13 protein-coding genes are annotated in these 18,660 nt (G+C 73.7%); 2 read left to right on the top strand and 11 right to left on the bottom strand.

The genetic code is table 11. The annotated features are described in order from the left end of the window. Positions 1–3 precede the first annotated feature (3 nt). From BM419_RS09655 to BM419_RS09640, 4 genes are all read right to left on the bottom strand, one after another. Positions 4–942: a hypothetical protein gene (locus tag BM419_RS09655; RefSeq protein ID WP_091926392.1), complete on the bottom strand. Its 939-nt coding sequence runs from the start codon at positions 940–942 to the stop codon at positions 4–6. 76 nt (positions 943–1,018) lie between these two features. Then, on the bottom strand, positions 1,019–1,975 hold the full coding sequence (locus BM419_RS09650; protein ID WP_091926300.1) for a glycosyltransferase family 2 protein: 957 nt from the start codon (positions 1,973–1,975) through the stop codon (positions 1,019–1,021). Then, positions 1,972–2,952, bottom strand: a complete 981-nt coding sequence (locus BM419_RS09645) for a glycosyltransferase family protein (protein WP_244540737.1) — start codon at positions 2,950–2,952, stop codon at positions 1,972–1,974. The genes BM419_RS09650 and BM419_RS09645 overlap by 4 nt, the downstream gene beginning before the upstream one ends. Beyond that, entirely contained in the window at positions 2,949–3,581 is a 633-nt protein-coding gene (locus tag BM419_RS09640; protein ID WP_020093357.1) for a PadR family transcriptional regulator, read from the bottom strand. The genes BM419_RS09645 and BM419_RS09640 overlap by 4 nt, the downstream gene beginning before the upstream one ends. Positions 3,582–3,956: 375 nt before the next feature. On the opposite strand from BM419_RS09640, the gene BM419_RS09635 reads away from it, so the two are divergent. Both BM419_RS09635 and BM419_RS33205 read left to right on the top strand, forming a co-directional pair. After that, complete coding sequence (locus BM419_RS09635) at positions 3,957–7,907, top strand: glycosyltransferase (RefSeq protein WP_091926299.1); 3,951 nt, start codon at positions 3,957–3,959, stop codon at positions 7,905–7,907. Further along, complete coding sequence (locus tag BM419_RS33205; protein WP_042671319.1) at positions 7,904–8,623, top strand: CatB-related O-acetyltransferase; 720 nt, start codon at positions 7,904–7,906, stop codon at positions 8,621–8,623. The genes BM419_RS09635 and BM419_RS33205 overlap by 4 nt, the downstream gene beginning before the upstream one ends. Positions 8,624–8,704: 81 nt before the next feature. On the opposite strand, the gene BM419_RS09625 is transcribed toward BM419_RS33205, so the two are convergent. The 7 genes from BM419_RS09625 to uvrA form a co-directional block, all read right to left on the bottom strand. Then, on the bottom strand, positions 8,705–9,907 hold the full coding sequence (locus tag BM419_RS09625) for a Zn-dependent hydrolase (RefSeq protein WP_091926298.1): 1,203 nt from the start codon (positions 9,905–9,907) through the stop codon (positions 8,705–8,707). 102 nt (positions 9,908–10,009) lie between these two features. Beyond that, entirely contained in the window at positions 10,010–11,449 is a 1,440-nt protein-coding gene (gene trmFO, locus BM419_RS09620) for a methylenetetrahydrofolate--tRNA-(uracil(54)-C(5))-methyltransferase (FADH(2)-oxidizing) TrmFO (protein ID WP_091926297.1), read from the bottom strand. 90 nt (positions 11,450–11,539) lie between these two features. Next, positions 11,540–11,686 (bottom strand): DUF1127 domain-containing protein, encoded by a 147-nt coding sequence (locus BM419_RS09615; RefSeq protein WP_020095497.1) that lies wholly within the window; start codon positions 11,684–11,686, stop codon positions 11,540–11,542. A 283-nt stretch (positions 11,687–11,969) separates the two neighbouring features. Next, complete coding sequence (locus BM419_RS09610; protein WP_020095498.1) at positions 11,970–12,239, bottom strand: GCG_CRPN prefix-to-repeats domain-containing protein; 270 nt, start codon at positions 12,237–12,239, stop codon at positions 11,970–11,972. Between the two features lie 166 nt (positions 12,240–12,405). Further along, the gene (locus BM419_RS09605) at positions 12,406–13,380 is read right to left on the bottom strand and encodes a S1C family serine protease (RefSeq protein WP_020095499.1); all 975 of its coding nucleotides are present in this window, start codon (positions 13,378–13,380) and stop codon (positions 12,406–12,408) included. 275 nt (positions 13,381–13,655) lie between these two features. After that, complete coding sequence (locus BM419_RS09600; RefSeq protein WP_042671328.1) at positions 13,656–14,636, bottom strand: transporter; 981 nt, start codon at positions 14,634–14,636, stop codon at positions 13,656–13,658. A 613-nt stretch (positions 14,637–15,249) separates the two neighbouring features. Continuing rightward, positions 15,250–18,378 (bottom strand): excinuclease ABC subunit UvrA, encoded by a 3,129-nt coding sequence (gene uvrA, locus BM419_RS09595; protein WP_091926296.1) that lies wholly within the window; start codon positions 18,376–18,378, stop codon positions 15,250–15,252. Between the last annotated feature and the right edge of the window lie 282 nt (positions 18,379–18,660).

Genomic DNA, 18,660 nt, shown 5'->3' with positions numbered 1-18,660 from the left:
CCGCTACGCCCGCAGCGCGATCATCGGCAGCACCACCGCGTCGAGGGCGGCGGCCAGCACCGGGAGCAGGGCCGGCCAGCGCAGGGCCGCCGCGGTACCGATCCGCCCCCGGGCGAAGGCCAGGATCAGCATCGGCGCCAGCGGCAGCAGGTCCCGGGCCTGCATCCCCCCGAGGCCGCCGGCCGGGGCGAGGGCCTGCGGCAGCACCGCCAGCCAGAGGCCGAGCAGCGCGCAGCCCGAGAGCCACAGCCGCTCCGCGCGCGGGGGCAGGGGGCCGCGCCGCAGCGCGACGGGCGGCACCAGCAGCGCGGCGGTCCAGACCCCGGTGAGGAACCCGGGCAGCGGGACGGGCAGGGACACGAACCCGTCCGCCGCGCCGGCGGGGGGCGGAAGCCCGGGGCTCGCGGCCGGCAGCAGGGCCGGCAGGAGCGCCGGCAGGAGAGCCGGCAGCAGGGCGAGCGCGGCGAGCGGCAGCCGCTCCCGCCAGGCGCGGACGCGTCGCCCCGGGGGCGGGAACGGCACCAGCAGCATCCCCACGAGGGGCGCGCAGGCCGGCCGCGCCAGCACCACCAGGGCGATCGCCAGCGCCGCGCCGGCGCGGCGCGCCGATCCGTGCCGGCCCGTCATCGGCCGGGGGCTGAGCAGCGCGGCCGCGAGCGCCGCCAGCGCCAGGACGGGCCCGTCCGGTCCGGAGGCGGCCGCGAGCGAGGCCGGGAAGCACAGCAGCGCGAACAGCGCGGCCCGGCCCCGGGTCGCCAGGGCCAGGGCGGCGAGCCCCAGGCCCAGGAACGCCGCGATGCCGGCGAGCCGGCCGCAGACGGCGAGGGCGGACGGGGACTCGCCGGTGAGACCGATCCAGGCCAGCGCGAGGCAGGCCGGGAGGCCGAGGCCCAGGAAGGCAAGGGCCCAGAACCGGCCGTCGCCGGTGATCGGCAGGCTCACGGCCGCGTCCGGGTCGATCGGGCGGCCGGCCCCTGCGCGGCGGGCGCGCGGACAGGGCACGGCATCGTCGGCCCGCTCAAGCGGCGGGCCCCGCGCGCGCGGCCCGCAGGAGGTCCGGCACGAGCCCCGGCAGCGCCGCGGCCAGGAGGCCCGCCGCCCGCAGGACCTCCGCGGCCTCCCGGGGGGAGCGGCGGGCGAGGGCCAGGGCGAGCCGCAGGGGCACCTGCGCGCCGAAGCTCGCCGCCGCCAGGCCGAGGGCCGTCGCGGCGCCGTGGTGCTTGCCGGCATAGAGGATCTGGCTGCGCAGGAAGTAGAACAGCCGCCGCGCCCGCACCTGCCGGGTCGTGCCCTGGCCGACATGGCGGGCGACCGCCCCGGCCACGTGCCGCACCGCGAAGCCCGCCGCCCGGGCCCGTTCGCAGAGGTCGGCATCCTCCCAGTAGACGAAGAAGCGCGGGTCGAACCCGCCGAGGCTCCGGAACAGGTCGCGGCGGATCATCAGGAAGGCGCCCATCACCTGGTCGACGGCGCGGTCCTCCGCGTGGTCCCACTCCAGCAGGAAGTGCGGCCGCACGAGGCCGAGGCGGTCCAGCGCCAGGGCGCGGCCGAGGAGGCCCAGCGCCGAGGGCGCCCGGGCGCAGGAGCGCGCGGTCCGCCCGTCCAGGTCGACGAGCCGCGCGCCCACGATCCCGGTCCGCGGGTCGGCCGCCAGGGCGGCCAGGGCCACGCCGAGCGCGTCGGGCGCGACCTGCGTGTCCGGGTTCAGGAACAGGATCGCGGGGGCGTCGCCGGCGGCGGCGCCCTGGTCGCAGGCCCGGCCGAAGCCGAGATTCGCGGTGTTCTGGATCAGCCGCAGCGGGCGGGGCAGGGCGGGCAGGGTCTCGGTGGAGCCGTCCGTCGAGGCGTTGTCCACCACGGTGACCTGCACGGCCGCGGCGTCCCGCGCGGCCGCGAGGCTCGCGAGGCAGGCGCGCAGCAGGCCGCCGCCGTTCCAGTTGACGATCACGACGTCGAGGGCAGGGCGGTCGGTCACGGCAGGTCCCGGGGCAGGTCCCGGGGCGGCCCGAGGCGCCCGAGGGCGCCGTCGCGCGCGGCCGCGAGGAGCCTGAGCAGCACGGCGGGCCGGAAGCCCGAATCCGCCCAGTACAGCCCGGCCTGGAGCGGCAGGTAGGCGGCCTGGGCGAGTTTCCAGCGCGGCGGCACGTGCGGCAGCCGCCACGCGTAGATCGCGTTGCGCAGGTAGGTCGCCATGCGGAACAGGGGCTGGCGCGGCATCGTGATCCCGAAGGCCCGGATCGTCCCGCCGCCGACGCGGTGCGGGATCGCGACGGCGTCGGCTCGGTAGCAGCCGTAGCCGAGGCTCCAGGCACGGAAGCACCATTCGAGTTCGACCCCGTCGATGAAGAAGTCGCCGCGGAACGGCCCGACCCGCGCGAAAGCGTCGAGGTCGAGGAGCGAGCCCGAGGTCGCCAGGAACTGCACCGGGGCGAGGCCGTCGCGTGCCGGCGCGCCGGGACGGGGCGGGTAGGCCGGCGCCTTGTGGCCCGATGCCGGCGCGGGCGCCGGGCCCACCACCGCCGCCGGGATCCCGGCCTCCCGCAGCCGGTCCCGCGCCGCCAGCAGCGCGGCGGCGAGATCCGCGGGCGGCTCGGCGTCCTGGTCGAGGAGGAGGAGGGTCCCGCCCCCCGCGGCGCGGGCGGCCGCCGCGATCCGGTTGAGCGCCTCGGCGATGCCGAGATTCGTGCCCGCCGACAGCAGGGTCACGCCGGCCCGGGCGAGCTGGTCGGCCGTCCCGGCCGGGAGGCCGCCATTGTCGAAGGCGATCACCGCGGCGTCGCCGGCCGAGGCCAGGGCCCGGACGCGCGCCACCTGGTCCGGCCGCGGCCGGAACAGGGTGATCCCGAGGACGAGGCTGCCGAGCCGCGGGTCGGGCACCGGCCGCGTCCCGGTGACGGGTCCGGTGACGGGTCCGATGACGGGTCCGGTGACGGGCGCGGGACGGCCCGTCACGCCCGCTCCACCGCGGCGGTCGCCGCCTCCAGGGCCGCCGTGATGGCGGCGGCCTGCTCGGCGCTGAGCGGGCCGCGGGCGAGCCGCATCTGCAGGGCGAGCTTCAGCCCCTCCTTGGCGCGCACGACCGAGGGCGGGGGACCGTCGCCCCGGGCGGCCTCGGCCTCGGCCATCCGGGCGAGGATCGCCTCGAGGGTCGGGCGGTTGCCGTCCAGGAAGGCCTGCCCCTCGGGCGTGATCGCGTGCAGCCGCTTGGTGCCCTCCCCGGGGGTCACCGTGACGTGGCCGAGTTCCTCCAGGAGGGTCAGCGTCGGGTAGACGGTCCCGGGGCTCGGGCTGTAGGCGCCGCCGACCCGCTCCTCGATCGCCTTGATGATCTCGTAGCCGTGGCGCGGCTTCTCGGCGATCAGGTGGAGGATGACGAGGCGCAGGTCGCCGTGGGCGAAGAAGCGCGCGAGGTCGCCGCGGCCGCCGCGGCCGAACATCCGGCGGTCGCCGGGACCGCGACCCGGGTGGCCGTGGGGCCCGTGCCGTCCGCGGGGGTCGCCGCCCATCGGCCCGCGATGAGCGCGGACGCGGAAGGCGTCGAAGGGATCGGCGTGCAGGCCGTCCGAGACATAGGGATGCATGGAGACGACTCTATTTCGATATGACGAATTTTCAGATATATCGAAATACGGTCGACAGCAAGGCCCCTCCGCAGGTCCGCGGCGTGGCCCGCGGCGTGGCCCGCGGCGTGGCCCGCGGCGTGGCCCGCGGCGTGGCCCGCGGCGCGGACGCCGGCGGCGCCCCGCGGTTTACGGATTCGGCCGGTTCCGCTAGTGCGACTTGTGTCCGACAGGACGATCGCTCCCGCGCCGCCTCGCGCCTCCGACGCTGCCCGCCAGCTGCCGCCCATGACCCGATCAGAGCCCCGCGCCTCGACGGCGCCCGCCCGGCGGGCGGCCGATGGATCCCGCGCCCCGTGACGGCCCGCGGCGAACGCCCCTCCGCAGAGTCCTGAGATGCGCCGCGACTCCGACGGGACCGGCCGGATCTCGGCCCTGACGCGGATGCGACGCCGCCTCGGCCGGCTGCGCGACCCGCTGGCCACGCCGGCGGCGCTGCACCGACGCTGGGCGGGCGCGGCGACCGGCGCGGATCTCGAGGCGCGCCTGATCGCCGCCCTGGCCCCGCACTTTGACACGGCGTTCTACGCGAGCTGGTACGGGATCACGGCCGACCCGGTGCGCGACTACCTCGTCCACGGCTGGCGCGCGGGCCGCGACCCGCGCCCCGACTTCGACTCCGCCGCCTACCTCGCCGCCCATCCCCACCTCGCCCGCGCCGGCATCAACCCGCTCCTGCACGCCCTCGCGCGCCGGCGCGCCGGACGTGAAGGGGAGGGGGAGGCGGCCGCCCTGCCCAAGCCCGACACGGCCGAGGCCCACCGCCTCGCCCGCCGCCTCGTCGACGGCGCCTACTATCTCGCCGGCAACCCCGACCTCGCCGCCGCCGGCGTCGACCCGGTCGACCACTACATGGCCTCCGGCTGGCGCGAGGGCCGCGAGCCGGCGCCGCACTTCGACACCCTGGCCTACTGCCTCAGCCGCGGGATCACCTTCGCCACCCGGAACCCGCTGGTCCACTACGTCCTCCACGGCGGACCGGCCCGCCCCGACCCGGAGGCCGCGCTCGCCCTGCGGATCGAGACGCTCGCCCCCTACTTCGACGCCGCCCATTACCGGCAGCGCCTGCCCGGACCGCAGGCCGAGGCGCTGGCCGATGCCTCGGACACGGAGTTGCTGCGCCACTACGTGGCGGAGGGCTGGCGGGCGCGGATCGGCCCGCGGCCGGACTTCGACCCGGCCGGCTACGTGCAGGCGCGGGCCGGCAGCCGGGCGGTCGCGGACGACCCGTTCTTCCGCTACGTCGCCGAGACCCGGCTGACGGGGGCCGAGCCGTTCGCGGAGCCGCACCGGCTGAACCTGCCGGCGGTGGACGCGGACTGGTACCGGGCGACCTACCCGGACGTGGGCGGGCGCGAGCCGTTCCTGCACTTCGCCGAGGCGGGCTGGCGGGAGCTGCGCGATCCCGGCCCGGGGCGCTCGACGCTGGCGGCGCTGCTGCGGGTCTGCGGGCTGCGGCCGGCGCGGGCGCCGGTCGAGGACACGGGCTGGCTCGGGGCGATCGGGCAGGAGACCCTCGAGCGGGACGCGTTCCTGGACCTGCAGGCGCGGCTGGTGGCGGGGCATTTCGACCACGGCTTCTACCGGGCGCGCTACGGCCTGTCGGAGGCGCAGGACGCGGTGCGCGACTACTGCGACACCGGCTGGCGCGCGGGCCGCAACCCCAGGCCCGACTTCGACGGGCAGGCCTACGCCGACGCGCATCCCGGGATGCGCGAGACGGGCCTCGCGCCCCTCGTCCACCGCCTCGCCACGGCGCTGATGCACGGGACCGACATCGCGGCCGGTGCCTTCCACCCCCGCTACGGCACGCCGGATTCGCGGGAGGCGGCGCTGGCCGACGAGGCCCGGACGGTCGCGCCGTTCTTCGACGCCGCCTTCTACGCCAAGCGCAACCCCGACGCCGCCGGGGCCCCCGGCGGGCCGCTCGCCCACTTCGTCGCCTACGGGCAGCACGAGGGCCGGGACCCGAGCAAGGCCTTCTCGATCGCGTTCTACCGGGAGACCTACGGGCACCTGCTGGGTCCCGGGGAGTCGCCGTTCCTGCACTACGTGCGCACCGGCCGGGCCGCCGGGCTGATGGCCTGCCCCGAGGATCTCGGCACCTACCCGCCCATGGAGGCCCCGGCGGCCGACGCGTGGGACCGCCTGCCCCGGGCCCTGCCCATCGCGCAGGCCCGCGTCGTCGTCATCGTCCCCGTCTACAAGGGCCGCGGCGAGACCCTGCGCGCCCTCCACGCCTGCCTGTCCGCGCCCCAGGCCACCCCCTTCACCCTGCTCGCCGTCAACGACCGCTCCCCCGACCCGCAGCTGTCCGCAGACCTCGCCGCCCTCGCCGGCCGCGGCCTGTTCCACCTCGTCGAGAACGAGCGCAACCTCGGCTTCGTCCGCTCGGTCAACCGCGCCCTCGGCCTGCGCCAGGGCCGCGCCGTCGTCCTGCTCAACTCCGACGCTGAAGTCTTCGGCGACTGGCTCGACCGCCTCGTCGCCCACGCCGAACCGCAGGCAGACCCTCAGGCCGGGTCCGGCGGGGAGGCAGGCGCAGGAGTAGAGGCCGGGGCAGGGATGGGCGCGGGGCTGCCCGTGGGCAGCGTCACGCCGCTGTCCAACAACGCCACGATCTGCTCCTACCCGCGCTTCAACGCCAACAACACCATGCCGCTGGAGATCGCCCGGCCCGACCTCGACCGCGTGGCCGCGCAGGTCAACCGCGGCCGCGCCGTGCCCGTGCCCACCGGCGTCGGCTTCTGCATGTACATGACCGCCGCCGCCCTCGACGCCGTCGGCGACCTCGACGCCGAGGCCTTCGGCAAGGGCTACGGCGAGGAGAACGACTGGTGCCTGCGCGCCACCAAGGCCGGCTTCGTCAACCTGCTCGCCGAGGACGTGTTCGTCCACCATGCCGGCCAGATCTCGTTCGGGCTCGACGCGGGCGGCGAGTACGACCAGGGCCAGGCGGCGCTGCTCGCCAAGCACCCCGACTACCCGGCGCGCGTCGGCCAGTTCGTCCAGGCCGATCCCGGCCGGCGCGGGCGGGCGCGGCTCGACCGGGCGCGGCTCGCCCGGCACTTCGCCGGCCGGGCGCTGCTGTACGTGACGCACAGCTGGGGCGGGGGCATCCAGCGGCACATCGACGACATGGTCGCGCAGGCCCGGGCCGAGGGCCTGAGCGTGGTGCTGCTGCAGATCGACCGGACCCGCAACCTCGAGGTCCACGTCTCGTATCGCGGCCCCGAGTTCCTGTACCTGCCCAACCTCGACAGCCTGTACCTGCCGCGCGACGCGGCCGAACTCGCCGACTTCGTCGGGCAGCTAGCGCCGGTTCTGATCCACGTGCACTCGCTGGCGGGGCTGCGCTGGGGCGCGGCGCGGGCGCTGATGGCGGTGGTGGCGGGGTCGGGGCGTCCCTACGCGTGGACGCTGCACGACTACTCGCCGGTGTGCCACCGCAACCACCTGGTGCAGCCGGACGGGCGCTACTGCGGCCTGGCGCCGGTCAGCGAGTGCCGGTCGTGCCTGGCGGTGGACGCGGACGGGTTCGAGGAGCCGGATCCGGGCGAGCGGCGGGCGGCGTTCGGGGCGTTCCTGGCGGGCGCCGCGCGGGTGTTCGCGCCGTCCTCCGACACGGCGGGCCGGATCCGGACGGTGTACCCGGATCTGTCGGTCACGGTGCGGCCGCACGTCGAGCCGGAGCGGTCGGTGCGCTCGACCGCCCTCCAGCGGCCCGGCCGAATCCGCCGCGTCGCCGTGCTCGGCGCGATCAGTGCCACGAAGGGCGGCCTGTTCCTGCAGGCGCTCGCCACCGACGCGCAGGACCGCGACCTGCCGCTGCACTTCGCGATCGTGGGCTACTCGGACCCGGCCCTGGCGATCGGCCTGGAGCGCGTCGGGGTCGCCCAGACCGGGCGCTATTCCGGGGACCACGAGGCCCTTGACCTGGTCTGGCGGCTCTCGGCCGACCTCGTGCTGCTGCCGGCGATCTGGCCCGAGACCTACTCGTACGCGCTGACCCTGGCGCTGCGCACCGGCCTGCCGGTGGCGGCCTTCGACCTCGGCGCGCCGGCCGAGCGGCTGCGCGCCTACCCGAACGGGCACCTGCTCCCCGGCGCGCTGGCCACCGATCCGGCCGCCTTCAACGACCGCCTGCTCGCCATCGACGTCTCGGCCGCGGGCCGGCTCACCGTGCCGATCCGGGCCGCCACCTACGGCGACCTGATGGGCGACTATTACGGCCTGGACCCGGCGCCGGCCGGGACCGGGCACCCCAGCGACGAGGACGCCGCATGATCTCCGTCAACGAGGACATGAAGCAGGAGATGCTGCGCCGCGGCATCTCGGTGCTGCACCCGGCCCCGTTCGGCCTGCCGGAGGATTGCGTCTTCGAGCCGCCGTGCAGCATCAAGTGGATGGGCGTCGATTACTGCCTCACCATGGGGGCGTTCTCGTACGCGGTCAGCGGCTACTATTTCGGGGCCGACATCGCCCGCTACTGCTCGATCGGCGAGAGCGTCCAGGTCGGGCGCGGCAGCCACCCGGTCCAGTGCGGCTCGACCTCGCCGCTGTTCTACACGCACCACTCGGCCGTGTTCGACCGCATCGACCCGCGGGCGGAGGATTACGAGATCTCCGGCCCGTATCTCTGGCCCAAGCGCGTGCGCATCGGCAACGACGTCTATATCGGCCACGGCGCCTTCCTGATGCCCGACATCACGATCGGCGACGGGGCGGTGATCGGCGCCATGGCGGTGGTGACCAAGGACGTGCCGCCCTACGCGATCGTGGCCGGCAGCCCCGCCCGGATCGTGAAGATGCGCTTCCCGGACGCGCTGATCGAGCGCTACCTGAAGGTGCAATGGTGGCGCTACGCCTTCTGGGACCTGCGCCAGTGCTCGATCACCGACCCGGAGACGTTCATCGACGCCGTCGAGGAGCGGATCGCCGGGGGCATGCAGGAATACCGGCCGGAGCTGATCCCGATCCGGTCGCTGGTGCCGGGCGCCTGAGCCCAGGCACCTGAGCCCAGGCACCTGAGGCCGGGCGCCCGCCGGGACGCGCCGCGCGCCGGGGCGTCCGGGGCGGCACGCTCAGCCCGCCAGCACCCGCGCCGCCGCGTCGCCGAGGGCCCGCACGCCGAGGGCGAGGTCGGCGTCGCTGGTATCCTCCGCCCAGTGGTGGCTGATGCCGCCGATCGAGGGCACGAACAGCATTGCGGCCGGCAGGATCCGGGCGACGTTCTGGGCGTCGTGCCCGGCCCCCGACGGCATCACCTGCCACCCGCCGGGGCAGACGCTCTCGGCCGCCTCCGAGAGGGCGCGCATCAGGGCCGGGTCGCAGGGGGCGGGGATCGCCTTGGCCAGGGCCGTCAGCGTGGCCGGGCAGCGCTCGCGCCGGTTCGAGTCCCGCACCAGCGCCTCCAGGCAGGCCTCCATCCGCTCCAGCACGGGCATCGCCACGTCGCGGAACTGGAAATACACCTCGGCCCGCCCCGGGATGATGCTGAAGCCGCCGGGATCCAGGGTGATCCGTCCCGTGGTCCAGGTGCTGCGCGGCCCGCAGACCTTCGGGAATTCCCGGTCGATCGCCGCGAGCAGCCGCACCGCCGAGAGACCCGCGTCCCGGCGCTCCGCCATGGTGGTGCCGCCCGCGTGGTCCTGGTTGCCGGCGAAGTCGATCCGGAACTGCCAGATCGCCACGATGCCGCTCACCACGCCGAGATGCAGGCCGGCGGATTCGAGCTGCGTGCCCTGCTCGATGTGCATCTCGAGGAAGCCGCGGTAGCGGTCCGGGTCGAGCCGCGTCCGGGGCAGGCCGGCGAGGCCGGCGCTCGCGAGCGCGGCGCGGAGCGGCGTGCCGTCGGTGCGGTTGCGGGCCTCGTCGATCTCGGCCTCGGTCAGGTCGCCGATCGCCGAGCGGCTGCCCAAGAAGCCCCCCGAGAAGTGCCCCTCCTCGTCCGCGAAGGCGACGACGTCGACGGGCAGCCCGGCGCGGGCCAGCGCGACCCCGGCCACGACGCCCAGCGCCCCGTCGAGCCAGCCGGCCTCGTTCTGCGTCTCGATGTGGCTGCCGACCAGCAGGTGCAGGCCCGGCCCGCGGTGGCGCCCGAGCACGTTGCCGATCCCGTCGATGGAGGCCTCCAGGCCGCAGGCCTCGAGCCGGGCCATCAGCCAGCGCCGGGATTCCATGTCGTCGGCCGAGAAGGTCGGCCGGTGGACGCCGGTGCGGAACCGGCCGATCTCGCGCAGTTCGTACAGGTCGGCCAGGAAGGCCCGGGTGTCGATCGCGGTCATGGTGAGCCCAGGCGATGAGGCCGAGTGTTGAGGCCAAGTGTTGAGGCCGAGTGAGGCGGCCACGTGGAGAGGCCTCCGGCGGTGCAAGCCCCGTGCGGCCCGCTATTCCGCCGCCGCAGGTCTCGAGGCCGCGCCCTGCGCGCCACCCCCCGCGCCCTCCAGCCAGGCGGCGAGATCGGCCCGGGCCCGGTCGGTGAGCGCGCGCTTCTTCAGCGCCGCCTTCTCGGGCCCGCGCAGGCGCCGGCCGGTCTCGTTGCGGGGGGCCCGCTCGAGCGGCGGGAACAGGCCGAAATTCACGTTCATCGGCTGGAACGAGCGCGGGGCGTTGGCCTCCCCGTCCGCCATCAGGTGGCCGCCGGTGATGTGGGCGATGAGCGCGCCGAGGGCCGTGCTCTGGGGCAGGGGGGCGAGGGGGTCGCCGGCCGCCTCCGCGACGGCGAAGCGGCCGGCCATCAGCCCGACCGCGGCGCTCTCGACGTAGCCCTCGCAGCCGGTGATCTGCCCGGCGAAGCGCAAGGTCGGACGGGCCCGCAGCCGGAGGGTGGCGTCGAGGAGGCGCGGGCTGTCGAGGTAGGTGTTGCGGTGCAGGCCGCCGAGGCGGGCGAACTCGGCCCGCTCCAGGCCGGGGATCATGCGGAAGACCCGCACCTGCTCGGCGTAGGTCAGCTTCGTCTGGAAGCCGACCATGTTGTACAGGGTGCCCAGCGCGTTGTCCTGGCGCAGCTGCACGATCGCGCAGGGCTTGACCAGCGGGTCGCGGGGATTGGTGAGCCCCACGGGCTTCATCGGCCCGTGGCGCAGCGTCTCGGGGCCGCGCTCGGCCATGACCTCGACGGGCAGGCAGCCGTCGAAATAGGGCGTGCCCTCCCACTGCTTGAACCCGATCTTCTCGCCCGCCACGAGGGCGGCCACGAAGGAATCGTACTGCTCCCGGGTCATCGGGCAGTTGAGGTAGTCCGCGCCCGTGCCGCCGGGTCCCGGCTTGTCGTAGCGGGACTGGAACCACGCCACGTCCATGTCGATCGAGTCGCGGTGGACGATCGGCGCGATCGCGTCGAAGAAGGCCAGCGACTCGGCGCCGGTGAGCCCGCGGATGCCCTCGGCCAGCGCCGGCGCGGTGAGCGGGCCGGTGGCGACGATGCAGGGGCCCCATTCCTCCGGCGGCAGGCCCTCGACCTCCCCGCGGACGAGGGTGACGTTCGGGTGCCGCTCCAGGGCCCGGGTCACCGCGGCGGAGAAGCCCTCGCGGTCGACCGCCAGCGCCCCGCCCGCTGGCACCTGGTTGGCGTCGGCCGCCCGCATGATCAGCGAGCTTAAGGAGCGCATCTCCTGGTGCAGCAGCCCGACGGCGTTGCCCTCCGGGTCGTCCGACCGGAACGAGTTGGAGCAGACGAGCTCGGCCAGCCCGTCGGTGCGGTGCGCCTCGGTGCCGCGCACCGGGCGCATCTCGTGGATCACGGCGCGGTGCCCGGCTTCGGCCACCTGCCAGGCGGCCTCGGATCCGGCGAGGCCGCCGCCGACGATGTGGATGGTCTGTGTCATGTCCGAGAATAGCGAAGGACCGCCGTCCGGATCAACGGGCGGCGGTCCTTCGAGGCATTCGTCTCGGGCGCTGTGGCGCGGACGCGGGGATCAGACGCGGGCGACGCCGCGGATCTCGCTGCGGTTGATGCCGAGATCGGCAAGATCGCGGTCCGACAGGCGGGACAGCTGGGTGACGGTGTCGCGGTACCGGAGATAGGCGCGGACGCGGCTCAGGACGCTACGGGCGGCGGACATGGTGTGCTGTGACCTCTGCTCGGGCAGACGATGGCGCCCCATTGCGCATCGCTGCCTCTTGTTGGTGCAACGCACATATAATCGCGCCGCAGCGCAGCAGGAGTCGTAAGGTCAAGCACCAGACCTGCGAAAATCGCATAACCGGCTTAAGAAACCGGCAAGGTTTCCGGATGGTCATTCTTTGTGCGCATGCAGGGCGCCGAGGGGCCTCCCGCACGCGCGAAGGGCGCCCCGCCGGTCGGCGGGACGCCCTGCATGCCGTCTGACGGGCTCGGACGGGGGCTCAGTAGAACGGGCGCGGCCCGTAGAAGCCGTAGGGCCGGTAGAAGGGCCGCGGCCGGTAGTAACCGCCGTACCCACCGTAATAGACCGGGCGCCGCCAGTATCCGTAGGGCCGGGGGCCCCAGTTCGGCCGGCAGATGCCCCACGGATTGGGATGGAAGCCGGGGCCGCAGCCCCCGGCCGCCTCGGCAGACCCCGCGAGCCCGAGGCCGCCGGCGATCGCGGCGGCCATCACGAGTGCCTTCGCGCGCGGTGCGCTCAGAATCGTCATGACTGGATCTCCTCAACGTTTCCGGCGGATCGGGAGCCGGTCGTTCGAGATTCGGTCCCGCCACCTGAACCGTCGCTGAGCCGTAGGTTGTGTCCGGTACAGGCCCGCGACGGCGCCGCGGCAACGCCGCTCGGAGCGCGAAGGTTGCACGCTCCGGGTCGCGGGCTCAGTGCAGCGAGGGCGTGCGCAGGAACCGCTCCCGATCCCCGGAGACGAGGGCGAGCTTCACGCCGCGCCCCTCCCGGCGGATCGTGAGGGGGACCCGCACCCCGGCCTCGCCCAGGGCCCAGACGCTCCGGAACAGGGCGGCGAGGTCGGCCACCGGCTCGCCGGCCACCGCCTCGATCACGTCGCCGGCCTGGAGGCCGCCGGTCTCGGCCGGGCCGTTATCGGCGAGGCCCATCACGACGATGCCCTCCTCGCTCTCGGTGGCGTAGAGGCCGAGCCAGGGGCGGGGCGGCCGGTCGGCCCGCCCGCGCGTGGCGAGGTCCTCGAGGATCGGCGTCAGCAGATCGATGGGCACGACCATGTTGATCGGCCGCGCCGCGCCGCCGCCGCCCTGCTGCAGCTGCAGCGAGCCGATGCCCAGCAGGTCGCCCTGGGGGCCGATCAGCGCGGTCCCGCCCCAGTGCGGGTGCGCGGGGGCGGTGAACAGGGCCTCGTCGAGGACGTACTCCCAGTAGCCGGCGAATTCCTGCCGGGCCACGACCTCGACGGCGACGCAGCGCTGGCGCCCGCCCGCCCCGGCCAGCACGGCCCGGTCGCCGGTCTTCAGCCCGGCCGAGTGGCCGAGCGGGAGGGCCGGCACGCCGAGATCGCCGAGCGCCTGGACCAGGCCGAAGCCCGTGGCGGCGTCGAAGCCGAGGACGTGGCCGGGCACCGAGCGGCCGTCCCGGGTGGTGAGCCAGACGCTCTCGGCCTCGGTGACGAGGTAGCCGATGGTGAGCACCAGGCCGTCCTCGCGGATCACCACGCCGTTGCCGGCGCGCTCGGTGCCGAGCGTCTCGGCCGTGAACGCGCTGTCCGGGATCCGCGCCGACAGGGCCAGGACCGCGGAGAGCGCCCGGTCGAGGTCGTAGCCGTAATCCGCGGGCCTGGGCTGGGCCTGCGCGGGGATCTTCCACTCGCCCTGCGTCGCCATGACAATCCTTCGGCTCGTCCGCCTGCGCTCCGGTCGGCCCCGGAGCCGCGCCATCGGCACACCATAGGATGTCCGCGCCGCCCGCGTCACCCGCGGCCGGCTGCGACCCGTGGCACGGGCCCGCCCGGGGCGGCCGGCTGCGGCCCGCGGCGGCACCGGCACAAAGAAAAACCGCCCGGCGGAGCCGGGCGGCGCGCCGTCCCGGAGGACGGCCTGTCGGAGATCCGGGAGCCCCCGCCGCGCGGCGGCGGGGAGCCCGGTCTCTCAGGAGGATCTCAGTACTTGCGGACCAGCGGCGCCGGGACCGGCGCGGCGGCCGGGGTCGGCGAGTAGAGCGGCACGATGAACCGGATCCAGCCGTCGGTGGAGTAATCGCTGCGGCTGCGGCCGAACGCGTTGGTGGTCTGCAGGCCGGTCACGACGTCGCGGGCGACGTAGGCCTGGACGGTGAAGATCTTGAAGTCGTAGCCGATGAGGCCGCCGATGGCGAAGCGGCCGCGGTTGCCGGCCGCCGCGCTGGCCTGGCTGATGTCGAAGTTGTAGGTGCCGTAGGCGATCGGACCGATCTCGAAGTTGCCGAACTTCTTGGTCGCCGTGAGGTCGAAGTTCAGCGAGTCCGACAGGCGGATCGGGCCGATGGCGGCGCCGACCTGGCCGGGGAAGCGGCCGGGCGAGTCGTAGATGTTGGCGGTCAGGTTGGCGGTCAGGTTCCAGCCGTCACCCGTGTAGCTGCCGGCGACGCCGAAGCGGTAGGTGTTGGAGGAGAGCTGCGGCAGGACCGGGGTGGCCGTCGTGCCGTTCGCGGTGATGATCGAGCCGCGGTCGCCGTTCAGGTCGTTCAGGTAGGCGCCGCCGAGCAAGCTGACGCCGAAGTTGTTGCCGAGGTCGAAGGCCCAGATGCCGCCGACGAAGGTGCCGACGTTGATCGAGATGTCCTTGTTGCGCACGCCCGCCGGGTTGCGGGTGAAGGCGAACACGGTCGGGGGCGCCACGAGCAGCTCGACGCGGCCGCCGAACGGCACGAACGGGGTCGACCAGACCAGGACCGGGATGTTGACGGCCGTGTCGGGATCGTTCCGGCCATCGGTGCGGCGATAGGTGAACGTGTTGATCGCGTAGAGACCCTCCGGCAGCGGCGCGCCGACGGCGAGGCCGACCTGCTCGCCCGGAACCGTCGTGGTCTGCGCCTGCGCGATCGTCGAGGTCATGCCGACCGTGAGCGCGACCGTGCCGGCCGCGAGCCAGTTCTTCATCATTTTCTCATTCCTTCCCAAGGTCATACGGCGTCCGTCCCGCATTCGGCACTTCCCTGCCGGTCTGCTCGCCTATCGCGGCTGCCGGCTTCGGACCTGCCGAGCGCCCCCACGGAGCCTGCCCGTCTCAACGTCTGCGACTATTCTACAGAGACCTGCGGAAAGACAGTGGAATGCTCGCCGAAACGCCACAACCGGCCGAACCGTTGCGCAAAAGCCGCATTTTTGCGGCGATGCAACACTGTCCACAGACCCTGCTCGGACCGCGGTTTCGGCAAAATATCGTTGAACGGTCAAGCTGTTGCCGGCCCGGGGCGCGGGAGAATCCGGCAAAGGCGGGAAGGTGATCGGGCAGGCCGCCGGTCCGGGCGCGCGGGCCGGGACCCGGCTCCGAACCGGTCGGCGGCGGGTCCGGAGCCGGATCCGGCCGCTCGAATCACCGTCCGCGGGCGCGGGGTCCGGCCGAGACCCGGCAGAAACTGCCGCGCCGGCCCGGGAGCGGGTGATCCGTCGCGTCGGACCCGCGCCCGCACTGCAGGGGCGGGGGCGCGTCCGGCACGGTCGCCGGTGCGTGCGATGCCCGCCCCCGGAAGGTCCGCCCCCCTCCGCCGCCGCGCTACTCCGCGGCGCGACCGCGGCTCGCGGGTGAGGCGGGCCGCCGCTCCAGCACCTCGCGCAGGAACCGGCCGGTATGGCTGGCCTTGGCGCGGGCGATCTCTTCCGGCGTGCCCTGCGCCACCACCCGGCCGCCGCCGTCGCCGCCCTCGGGACCCATGTCGATCACCCAGTCGGCGGTCTTGATCACTTCGAGGTTGTGCTCGATCACCACCACGGTGTTGCCCTGGTCGACCAGCTCGTGGAGCACCTCCATGAGCTTGGCGACGTCGTGGAAGTGCAGGCCGGTGGTCGGCTCGTCGAGGATGTAGAGGGTGCGGCCGGTGGCGCGCTTCGACAGCTCCTTGGAGAGCTTCACGCGCTGCGCCTCGCCCCCCGACAGGGTGGTGGCCTGCTGGCCGACATGGACGTAGTGCAGGCCGACCCGCTTCAGGGTCTCGAGCTTGTCGCGGATCGCCGGCACCGCCTTGAACAGCTCGGCCGCCTCCTCGACGGTGGAGTCGAGCACGTCGGCGATGGACTTGCCCCGGTACTTCACCTCCAGGGTCTCGCGGTCGTAGCGCTTGCCCTTGCAGACGTCGCAGGTGACGTAGACGTCCGGCAGGAAGTGCATCTCGATCTTGATGACGCCGTCGCCCGAGCAGGCCTCGCAGCGCCCGCCCTTGACGTTGAACGAGAAGCGCCCGGGCTGGTAGCCCCGCGCCTTGGCCTCGGGGAGGCCCGCGAACCAGTCGCGGATCGGCGTGAAGGCGCCGATATAGGTGGCGGGGTTCGAGCGCGGCGTGCGGCCGATCGGCGACTGGTCGATGTCGATGACCTTGTCGAGGTGCTCCAGCCCCTCCAGCCGGCCGTAGGGGGCCGGGTGCTCCAGGGCGCCGTTCAGCTTCTTGGCGACGGCCTTGTAGAGGGTGTCGATCACCAGGGTGGACTTGCCGCCCCCCGAGACGCCGGTGATGCACGTGAAGGTGCCGAGCGGGATCTCGACGTCCACGTCCTTGAGATTGTTGCCCCGCGCGCCGAACAGGCCGAGCTTGCCCTTCCGGCCCTTGCGGCGGGCGGTCGGGGTGCGCACCGCCATCGCGCCCGTGAGATACTTGGCGGTGAGCGAGGCGGGGTTCGCCAGCACCTCCGCGGGGGTGCCCTGCGCGATGATCTCGCCGCCGTGGATGCCGGCGCCCGGGCCGACATCGACCACGTAATCGGCCTGCAGGATCGCGTCCTCGTCGTGCTCGACCACGATCACCGAGTTGCCGAGGTCGCGCAGGCGCTTGAGCGTGCCGAGGAGCCGCTCGTTGTCGCGCTGGTGCAGGCCGATCGAGGGCTCGTCCAGCACGTAGAGCACGCCGGTCAGGCCGGAGCCGATCTGCGAGGCGAGGCGGATGCGCTGGCTCTCGCCGCCCGAGAGCGAGCCGGAGCCGCGGGCGAGCGTCAGGTATTCCAGGCCGACATCCACCAGGAAGCTCAGCCGGTCGCGGATCTCTTTCAGGATCCGGACCGCGATCTCGTTCTGCTTCGCGGTCAGCTTCCCGGGCAGGTCCGAGAACCACCGGTGCGCATCGGAGACCGAGAGGGCGGTCACGTCGGCGATGTCCGCCATGGCGACCTTCACGGCCAGAGCCTCGGGCTTCAGCCGCTTGCCGCCGCAGGCGGCGCAGGGCGTCTCGCTCATGAAGCGCCCGATCTCCTCGCGCACGGCGTCCGAGTCGCTCTCCTTGTAGCGGCGCTCCAGGTTCGGGATCACGCCCTCGAACGGCTTGTTGACCGTGTACTTGCGCAAGCCGTCGTCGTAGGCGAAGCGCACCGCCTGCTTGCCCGAGCCGTAGAGCACGATGGCGCGGGCCGTCTCCGACAGGCTCTGCCAGGGGACGCCCGTCTTGAAGCCGAAATGCTCGGCGAGCGCCTCGAGCGTCTGGCCGTAATAGGGCGAGGTCGACTTCGCCCAGGGGCCGACCGCGCCGCGCTTCAGGCTCAAGCCAGGGTCGGAGATCACCAGCTCGGGATCGATCCGCATCTCGTGGCCGATGCCGCTGCAGGTCGGGCAGGCGCCGAACGGGTTGTTGAACGAGAACAGCCGCGGCTCGATCTCCGCGATGGTGAAGCCCGAGACCGGGCAGGCGAAGCGCGACGAGAAGGTGACGGTCCGCGGCGCCTCGCCCTCGGGGGCGTCGGCGAACACGATCTCGGCGACGCCGTCGGCGAGTTCCAGCGCGGTCTCGAAGGAATCGGCCAGCCGCGAGCCGATATCGGCCCGGACCACGATCCGGTCCACCACCACGTCGATGTCGTGCTTGAACTTCTTGTCGAGCTTGGGCACATCGTCGATGGCGTAGTATTCGCCGTTCACGCGCAGCCGCTGGAAGCCTTTCTTCTGGTATTCGGCGATCTCCTTGCGGTACTCGCCTTTCCGCCCGCGGACCACGGGCGCGAGCAGGTAGAGCCGGGTCTTCTCCGGCAGCTCCAGCACCCGGTCGACCATCTGCTGGACGGTCTGGCTCTCGATCGGCAGGCCGGTGGCGGGCGAGTAGGGGATGCCGACCCGCGCCCAGAGCAGGCGCATGTAGTCGTAGATCTCAGTCACCGTCCCCACGGTCGAGCGGGGGTTCTTCGAGGTGGTCTTCTGCTCGATCGAGATCGCCGGCGACAGCCCGTCGATCTGGTCGACGTCGGGCTTGGACATCATCTCCAGGAACTGGCGGGCGTAGGCCGAGAGCGACTCGACGTAGCGGCGCTGTCCCTCCGCGTAGATCGTGTCGAAGGCGAGCGACGACTTGCCCGAGCCCGAGAGCCCGGTGAAGACCACGAGCTTGTCCCGCGGGATGGTCAGGTCGACGTTCTTGAGATTGTGCTCCCGGGCGCCGCGGATCGCGATGACCCGCCGGTCCTCGACGGGGGCCGGCGCGGCGTCGAACAGGGCCTCCAGCTTGGCGTCGATGGCGGCTTCGTTCCGCGCGCCGGGGGAGCTGGATTTCGCGCGAACCGGCTTGGACTCGGGCACCTTGGACTGGGGCGCCTTGGCCGTCGCCGGGGCTTTCGGAGCCGTCTTGGAAGGCGCTTTGGCGGCAGCTTTCGGTGCGGCTTGGGCAGCACCGACGCGGCTTGCGGCACGACTTCCAGCTTGGGCTTTGGCCATGAGGGCGGCGGTCTTTCGAGGCGTCGACCGAGGCATCGACGAAGTCGGACGGATTCGCGCGCGGGCCAGCCGCCGCTCCGGCTCATGTCGAGCCCGAGGGGGCCCGCGGCAAGATGCGGCCGGCGGGACGCAGGCCCGTCATGCGCCGCCCTTGCTAGAACGAAACGCGTACGTCGGCAACCGCTCGGTGAACGCGCGACCGTCTTCGCGAGCGCAGCGAAGCGATGACGCGGTGGAGCCAGCGGCCGCGATCGGAGTCCGGTGGCCCCAGCTTCGCCGTAG

Source organism: Methylobacterium sp. yr668, from assembly GCF_900116245.1.
Lineage (GTDB): Bacteria > Pseudomonadota > Alphaproteobacteria > Rhizobiales > Beijerinckiaceae > Methylobacterium.
The sequence above is the reverse complement of the archived record's forward strand: the minus strand, read 5'-3'. Positions and strand labels throughout refer to the sequence as shown.